The sequence below is a fragment of the Zavarzinella formosa DSM 19928 genome, from assembly GCF_000255705.1.
Classification (GTDB): Bacteria; Planctomycetota; Planctomycetia; order Gemmatales; family Gemmataceae; genus Zavarzinella; species Zavarzinella formosa.
In genome coordinates, this window is the sequence record NZ_JH636439.1 from 918,812 (window position 1) to 927,016 (window position 8,205).

General features: G+C 56.2%; 5 protein-coding genes. 2 read left to right on the plus strand and 3 right to left on the minus strand.

What is annotated here, in order from left to right:
• Window positions 1-147 precede the first annotated feature (147 nt).
• The gene (locus BGIM_RS0104730) at window positions 148-3,636 is read left to right on the plus strand and encodes a DUF7133 domain-containing protein (RefSeq protein WP_162136216.1); all 3,489 of its coding nucleotides are present in this window, start codon (window positions 148-150) and stop codon (window positions 3,634-3,636) included.
• On the opposite strand, the gene BGIM_RS0104735 is transcribed toward BGIM_RS0104730, so the two are convergent.
• From BGIM_RS0104735 to BGIM_RS0104745, 3 genes are read right to left on the minus strand one after another with little or no spacing between them, the layout of a single operon-like run.
• Window positions 3,622-4,680, minus strand: a complete 1,059-nt coding sequence (locus BGIM_RS0104735) for a WD40 repeat domain-containing protein (protein WP_020468649.1) — start codon at window positions 4,678-4,680, stop codon at window positions 3,622-3,624. The genes BGIM_RS0104730 and BGIM_RS0104735 overlap by 15 nt on opposite strands.
• Window positions 4,677-5,966 (minus strand): DUF1501 domain-containing protein, encoded by a 1,290-nt coding sequence (locus tag BGIM_RS0104740; RefSeq protein WP_020468650.1) that lies wholly within the window; start codon window positions 5,964-5,966, stop codon window positions 4,677-4,679. The genes BGIM_RS0104735 and BGIM_RS0104740 overlap by 4 nt, the downstream gene beginning before the upstream one ends.
• 18 nt (window positions 5,967-5,984) lie before the next feature.
• On the minus strand, window positions 5,985-7,409 hold the full coding sequence (locus BGIM_RS0104745; protein WP_162136217.1) for a DUF1549 domain-containing protein: 1,425 nt from the start codon (window positions 7,407-7,409) through the stop codon (window positions 5,985-5,987).
• A 289-nt stretch (window positions 7,410-7,698) separates the two neighbouring features.
• Here BGIM_RS0104745 and BGIM_RS0104750 point away from each other — a divergent pair, with 289 nt between their 5' ends.
• Window positions 7,699-8,022 (plus strand): hypothetical protein, encoded by a 324-nt coding sequence (locus BGIM_RS0104750; protein WP_020468652.1) that lies wholly within the window; start codon window positions 7,699-7,701, stop codon window positions 8,020-8,022.
• Window positions 8,023-8,205: the final 183 nt, after the last annotated feature.

Sequence of the window (8,205 nt, forward strand, 5' to 3'; positions counted from 1 at the left end):
CGCGGCCCGTGAATGGAAACTTCTTTGAAGAGAAAGAACCCGTCACCATCCTGAACGCCATGATCGGCGGATTCTGTAAACTCTTCGATAACCGAGGAGAGGAATATGTCGATCAGTTTGACCCGTGTTTTTCAAGCATTGTTAGTCATGTTGGCCGCTTCACATTTGGCGACCGGCGCGCCCCCGGCGATGGTCCCCGAAAATCTGGCCAAGGGGAAACCCGCCACGGCTTCTTCATCGCAGGACGAGAGCCGCAATGCCGCCAAGGGCAATGACGGCGACCCCGAGAGCCGCTGGTGCGCGAACGGGGCGGCCGCCAATCAGTGGTGGCAGGTGGATCTCGGTAAGCCCGAAGACATCACCGGGTGTCGGGTTGTCTGGGAGAAAGATGAGGCAAATTATCGCTACAAGATTGAAGGTTCGGAAGACGCGAAAACGTGGAAGCCGCTCGTCGATCAGACGAAGGGAAATCTCACCGAACAAACCCAGACGCACCAATTCTCGGCCAACGGCCTTCGGTATGTCCGCATCACCATCACCAGTTTGCCAAGTGGTTGTTGGGCTAGTTTCCATGAGTTTGAAGTTCTCGGCAAAAAGCTGGTTCCCGCCGATCCCAAATCCGCTCCCGTCGCCAAAGGCCCGAAGTTGCAGGGTGTCACCGCTCCGGCGGGCTTCAATTTGACGATGTTCGCTGCCCCGCCGGACATCTCGTATCCGACCTGTCTGGCGGCTGCTCCTGATGGCACGGTCTTCGTCGGGGTCGATCTCAACGGTTCGCTCGGAGCAAAGCCGGGGAAGGGCAAGATCGTCCGTTGCATCGACACGGATGGCGACGGCAAGGCTGACAAGTTCAACACATTCACCGAAGTGGACAGCCCTCGCGGTTTGTGGTGGGACAACAACACTCTCTATGTGCTGCATCCCCCGACGCTGAGCGCCTACCACGATACCAACGGCGATGGTGTTGCTGATAAACACGAAGTTCTCGTCAAAGGGATCGGTTTCGATCTCAAGTTTCGTGGGGCCGACCACACAACCAATGGCTTCCGCATGGGCATCGACGGCTGGATGTACATGGCCATCGGTGACTACGGCTTCCTCAAAGCCGAGGGGACCGACGGCCGAACTTTGCAACTTCGCGGTGGCGGCATCGTTCGTGTGCGGCCCGACGGTTCCGGTTTGGAACTGGTGTGCGACGGTCAACGGAACATTTACGATGTGGCCGTTAGCCCGACACTCGATCTGTTCACTCGTGACAACACCAACGACGGCGGCGGCTGGGACGTTCGCCTGGCCCACAACATCATGACCGGGCACTACGGCTATCCTCGCTTGTTCGTGAACTTCCCGGAAGAAATCATCAAGCCGCTTTTCGATTACGGCGGCGGCTCGCCGACAGGCTCCCTCTATCTCGACGAACCCGGTTTTCCCGAAGGATTCGGCACCGGCCTTTACACTTGTGAGTGGGGCCGAAGCTCGATTGACCAGCATCCGTTGAAACCCAACGGTTCCACTTACAAAGCTGACAAAAAGACCTTCCTGCAAATCCCCGCCCCGACCGATATGGATGTGGATGGTTCCGGCCGGTTTTACGCATCAAGTTGGAAGGGAGGCGGCTTCGATTTCAGCAACCCGAATGTCGGGTTTGTCGTCCGCGTCACGGACAAGGATTGGAAACTTGTCCCGTTTCCCGACCTGAAAAAAGCGACCGACGAAGAACTTGTCGGGCATGTCGGTTCCAACAGCCACACCCGGCGACTGTACGCTCAACGGGAAATCCTGCGGCGCGGGGCGAAGCCGCTATTCGCCGAGAAATTGGAGCAACTGGCCGCAAAAACAGAATCGCCTGCCGTTGCGGTGGCGGCGATTTTCACGCTCAAGCAATTGCTCGGTGAGAAATCGAATGAGGCATTGCTTCGACTGATGAAACAACAAAACCTGCGGGAATATGCCATTAAGGCAATGGCTGACCATCTCGGCCAACTCGGCGGTGTTTCGCTGCAACCGTTTGTTGAGGCATTGAAGGACGCCAACCCGCGAGTGCGGTTGCAGGCCGTGATCGCCTTGAATCGACTCAACAAAATCGAAACAGCCGGAGCATTGTTGCCGTTGACTGCCGACGAAGACCCGGTGGTTTCGCATATCGCCATTAATGCCCTTGTTTCCCTGCGGGCATGCGATGCTTGTCTCAAAGCACTCGATTCGGCCGAGACAAGCCTCCACACAGGGGCATTGAGAGTTTTGCAATCGCTGCATGAAGTTGCCGTCGTGGATGGTTTGCTCGCCCGATTGGCGGAGACCAAAGACGAGAAGTTGCGTCAGGGAATCCTTCGCACGCTGGCCCGGTTGTCACAACAAGAAGCCGAATGGGATGGCAAATGGTGGACAACCCGGCCCGACACACGCGGCCCATATTACAATCCGGTTGCTTGGAAGGAATCCGAGAAGATTCGCAAGGTATTGAAGGACGCCCTTGTCTCGGCCAACGCTGAAACGCTGAGATGGTTGATCCCGGAACTGTACCGCAACCGTGTGGAACTGCCGGAAATTTCGGCCAAATTGCTGACGCTGGCGAAGGATGATCCCGCCTTCCACCGAATGGCGGTCAATGTGTTTGCCGCCATCCCAAATGTTCCGGAAGAGGCGGTGCCGCTGTTCATCTCGGTGGCTGATAATCCCAAAGAACCGGAGGCCGAGCGGGCCAGGGCGTTGAGGGTTCTTGCCAAATTGAACGGCAACCCCAAAGCCCGCGAGGCCATGTTGGACATTCTCACGAAGCAAGAAAAACTGCCGTCGGAAATCGAAAAGGTGTGGCTGGAATTTGTCCGCGATGGTCGGCAAGTCGATGCGGTGGCTGAGTTCGTGAAAATGATCGCCGAGACATCGCCCGCGAAACGTGAACTGGCGTTTGGCGTGCTGGCCACCATCGCCGACCGCAACTTCGGCAACCGGGAAAACCGGGCAGTAGCTGAGAAGGCTGTTCTTCAAGCATGGACCAATCCTCAAACGGCGTTGCCGTTGTTGAAGGCCGTCACCCGTTTGAACCTGACCAGTTACGCTCCGCAAATCCGGCCGTTGATCGACGGTGCTGATCCCCAACTTGCCACGGCCGCCAAGGCGACGATGGCGTCACTGAAGATTGAGCCGAACGCCCGCAATTTGCCGACCATCAGCAAGATGAAGCCGGCCGAAGTAATGCCGCTTGTTCTGAAAGAGAAGGGGAACGTCGAAGTCGGAGCGAGGCTGTTCAACCGCTCCGGGTGTGTCAACTGTCACACCGTCTCCCCGTCGGAAACGCCCAAGGGACCGTCGCTCGCGGGGATTGCGGCCCGATACAGCCGGAATGATCTGTTGGAATCGATCCTTCAACCAAGCGCGAAGATGGCCCAAGGATTTGAGACCCACATTTTTGAACTGTCGAGCGGCAAAAAGTTCACAGGCTTCGTCACTAAGGATACCGTGGCCGAGATCGAACTCCGCGATGGCAATGGCGTGGTGACGATCATCAAAAAGAGCGACATCGAAGACCGAAAAACCAGCAAGGTGTCCGTGATGCCGGAGAAACTGGCCGACAATCTCACGGTTCCCGAACTGGCGTCGTTGCTGGCGTATTTGGAGTCGTTAAAAGGGAAGTAGCCTCCGAGGGTCGGGATTTCCTTTTGGGGATTCGTCCATCCCCCATACTTGAAAACCGCCGTGCCCGACCGCATATAAACGGTTGTCGTCAGGATTGAGCAACACCGCTTGCAAGTGCCCTTTTGGCTTCGCCACTTGGGGCGGGGCATCGGTTCCATTCCAGAAAACCATCGCCCCGCCGCCATCGCCACCGCCCACGGCGATCAGGCTCTTTTCATCAGTTCCAAGGATGACATGATTCAGGATGGCCAAATGCTTGTCTTGGCCGATCATTAATCGCTTCGCCGCTTTCCAATCCCACCATTCCAGCCGACAGGGACCGACAAACCCGTCCACATTTGTCACCGCCCCGATTCCCGAGACGGCCAGACGGTTGCCGTCGGCCGAGAAGCACAAGCCCCGAACACCGCCGATGGCTCTGGCCCGTTTTTGGGCATCAAAAGTGTAGAAATCCGTGGCCCGAAACGCGGAAACTGTCTTGCCCGTCGACAAATCCCAAACACAGACAAACCCCGCCCGATCACCGCTGGCGATATGGCGGCCATCCGGGCTGACCGCCAGTGCGTACATGGCTGAGAGATAGCCTTCAGGCGTGCGGGCCTCATGGCCGGTCATGCTGGCCAGCCGCTTTCCATCGCGGGAATCCCACACGTTCACCCGCATGTCATCACCGATGGAAACCAGATGTTTTGCATCCGGAGTCATCGCGATTTTGCGGACCCAGCCATCATGGGCAATGATGCTCCGCACGCAATTGCCGGTCTTCGGATCAGTCCAGTGAATGTGCCGGTCGTAACTTCCCGAAATCAGAATGCCGTCATGCCAGACAAACGAGGAAACATAGTTATCGTGAAACGGGTTTTGTTTCGTGACTTTCGGTTTGTCGGCCCGCAAATCAACGGAATGGAGCGCTCCATCCTGTCCGGCCCCGAACAAGGTTTTGCCATCCCCGGATACGGCGAGGCCATAGAGAATACCGGGAACATCGTAATTCGCCAGTAATTTGATGGCTTTGGGATCGAGTGGGGTCTTCACGGGATTCATCGGAGAATCTCCTTGATGACACGGGCATCTTCCTTGGCCAGCGGCACGGGCCGCAACCCCGCTTGATATTCGGAGCGAGGATCGATGCCGACCGCCTGATAAATTGTCGCCGCCAGATCGCTCGCATTTGCCTCGCCGTCTTTGACGGCCCTGCCGTCGGCGTCGGTCTGGCCGTAAATGGTCCCGCCCCGAATTCCCGCCCCGGCCATCGCCACCGACCAGGCGGCCGCAAAGTGATCGCGGCCCACATCCTGATTGATAACGGGAGTCCGGCCAAATTCGGAAAGAACCATCACGAGGGTCGATTCCAACAATCCTCGAGCCGCCAAATCATCAATCAACACACTGAAAACATGGTCAAAGTCAGGGACCAATTCGCGGTGGCTCTCGAAATTGTCATGATGGCTGTCCCAAAATCCGCGGGCGATTTTCACAACGGGCACGCGGGCTTCAATCAACCTTCTCGCCAGCAAACATTGCTGGCCAAACGGGCTTCGTCCATAGCGTTCCCGAACAGTCAGCGGTTCCTTCTCGAGATTAAACAGATGATCGGATCGCATCAACCCGCGAATCTTTTGATAGGCGCTGTTATAGCCACGAACGATTTCTGATCCGGCTTGTTGTCTGGCGAATCGATCACTCAACAATGCTCGCAAATCTTCTCGGGAATGATGCCGGATTTCACTCATGCCCGGCGGGGGATCAAGATCCTCGGGGCGAATCGATTTTTCCAATAACAAAGGAGAGTGGTTGGCCCCCAGAAATCCCACACGGGGCCGACGACGCCCTTCGGAAGTGGTGAAAAACGATACATAATCAGGCAGTTCGCTGTCCGGGACAGCCAGCTCCTTGGACATCACCACGCCGATTTCGGGGTAGTCGAGGGCCGCTTCCTTCGGACGCCCGATGCTCACCAAATCGGCCGCTTGTTCGTGTTCGCTTTGAACGGTGTTCAAGGAGCGGACAACGGCGATATGCTTCATCCGACTCGCAATGTTTGGCATCAATTCGCAGACATGATAACCCGGAATGCTTGTGCCGATGGTGCGGAAAGGCCCGCCGGTGTCCCGGCCCGGTTTGGGGTCCCACGTCTCGAATTGACTGGAGCCTCCCGCCAGCCAGATAAAGATCACCTGCTTGCCGCGTTGTCGCAAGGGGGCGATCGTCGGTTCGGCGGCTGAGAGGCCGATCCCGCCAAGGTTGACCGTTGAAACCAATCCCGCGAGCGTCCCCCCAAGGAACGAACGACGATGAATCCGATGCTCCGGCGAACCACACCATCTCATGGATGATTCCCCCGTTGATTAATGATTAAATCGGAACTCAGCTGAGGCGATCAACGCCCAGACCAAGTCATCGACGGCCGCTTTGGAATCCGTTTGGGCCGTCAGCCATTTCACCAGATGGTCCGTTTCCGCTTGAGTTGGCGCGCGGCCAAACAGGGCCATTATCGCCGCTTGAACCCGCTGCCGATGGTCAGGAAGTTGTTTCAACCGGGCCAACAAATGATTTTCTTTGGCGTCGAATAGCTTCGCCATCGCATCGCTATTGGAGACAAAGAGAGCTTCCCGACTGCTGCTTTGAAACTCCCGCGTTCGCGGATCAAATCTCGGCATCAGTTCCGTGAGGCGTTTGTCAATGGCGGCTTGCTGTTCCGGAGTTGACCGATATTGATCGTCTCCCAACGCAATAATCACAGAGGTGACATACTGGCGAGGAGTGAGCGGCCGCAACCGGCTCACGGCAAAGTGTTCCGGCCCCGGAGCTGAGGCTCCCGGCGGCGAAGTTCCATCCATCCGGTAAGCTCGGCTTGTCACCATCAGAGCGATCAGGCGGCGAATGTCGTAGCCATGTTCGGCAAAATCATCGGCCAGCCAGTCAAAAACGGCGGGAATGGAGGCGGGGTTCCCCGAATGAATCTGATCGACCGGATCAACCAACCCTCGGCCAAACAGATACTCCCAGCAACGATTCACGAATGCCTGGCTCAGAAACCGTTTGTCCTGCATCGCGGACTTTACCAACTCGGCCCGCCGACTATATACGGGCGGTTTGTTCGGCGCGGGCAATTTTGGTTTGGCCGGTTCTTCGATTTTTTGGCCCGTTAGAAACATCATCGGGGCCACTTGTTCTTTGCCATGTTTCCGGGTGAATTTCGCTTCCCCTTCGGGCTTTTCAGTCACCGAACCTTTGCCGCCACCGGTGCGGACCAGAAACGCGACCATGCCGTAATAGTGGTCTTGTTTCCAATCCTGCACCAACGGGTGGTTGTGACAGCGGGCACAAGAAATATCAACCCCGAAGAACGACCGTGTGACATCTGTCGTCAACAAATCGACATCCTTCAGACGGCTTTCCAGAAAAACACTGGCCGGCTTGCGGGCCTCGTTGTCCCACGGACCAATCAACACCTCCCGAAAGATCGTGTCCCAACCCTTGTGCTCCCGCAGTGACTCTCGCAAATAGCCAAGAAAGCGTTCATTCCCGGCGGCCGATCCTTGAATCATGTCATCCAGCACGGTCGCAAAATACCATGAGAATTCTCGGCCGGACAGGATCTGTTGAACTGCTTTTTCAAAACGATCAGGTGAACTGTTCGTTGCAAATGCTTCTTGCTCGGACGGGGTGGGCACACGGCCCAGCAGATCCAACATCGCCCGGCGAAAGATCGCTTCGTTCGAGGCCTGCTTTGCGGGATTGATGTGCTGTTCCTGCCAATGGGATTCCAACAACCCATTCAACAGGACGACTGCCGGAAGAGGACGTGAAAGTCTTGGAAAAGCTGCGGCTTTCTGTCCGCCAAATACAAGTAATCCGAGTAGGAGAGCCCACGATTTCGCAGTCATGATGCGGCGGTTGGTTGGAAAGAATGTTCTTCCACAGAGTGTGGCGGTTCGCGAAGGGCGATTGGTATGTGTGATGAAGATACCACGGCTGCACGAGCATCTCAAGGAAATCACACGAACAATCCGTGACTTCGGGCTACACCAGCCGAATAAACCCGAGTGAGAAACTGGCATGAATGATGAAATTCAACCCTTTGTCGTCTACCGCATTGATGGCGATCAGTTGGAATGTGCCCTTTGGCAGTTGAAAGATGGCCAGAAGGCGATCGCCCTGTTTCTCTCCGCGGATTCGGCCACCACCTACCGGACTGTGGCCAGCCTCGGACCGGAATGGAAAGTGTTCAGCCCCGCCAGAGAACCTCTCTTGGAACTCCTGAGGTGCGCCTATCAACTCGGAATCAAACTGGCTGCATTGGAACCTGATTTGCAACAGGCCAAACGACTCTTCGACATTGGGGAGATACTCAAAATCACTTCTCAAATCGGTGATGCCTGACTTCGTCGGGATCTTCAGACAACGATCACGGTGGATCGATTTCCAAAAAAGTTTTGGGGACCTGTTGACATGTGTGTGCGGGAGTATAGAAATGTAACTCGCGACGAAGGTTTGTGTGGTTTGCAAAACAAACGACAGGGACCAAAGTCGGTGGAAAGCGGGGTTGAAACACCCCGGCGAGCC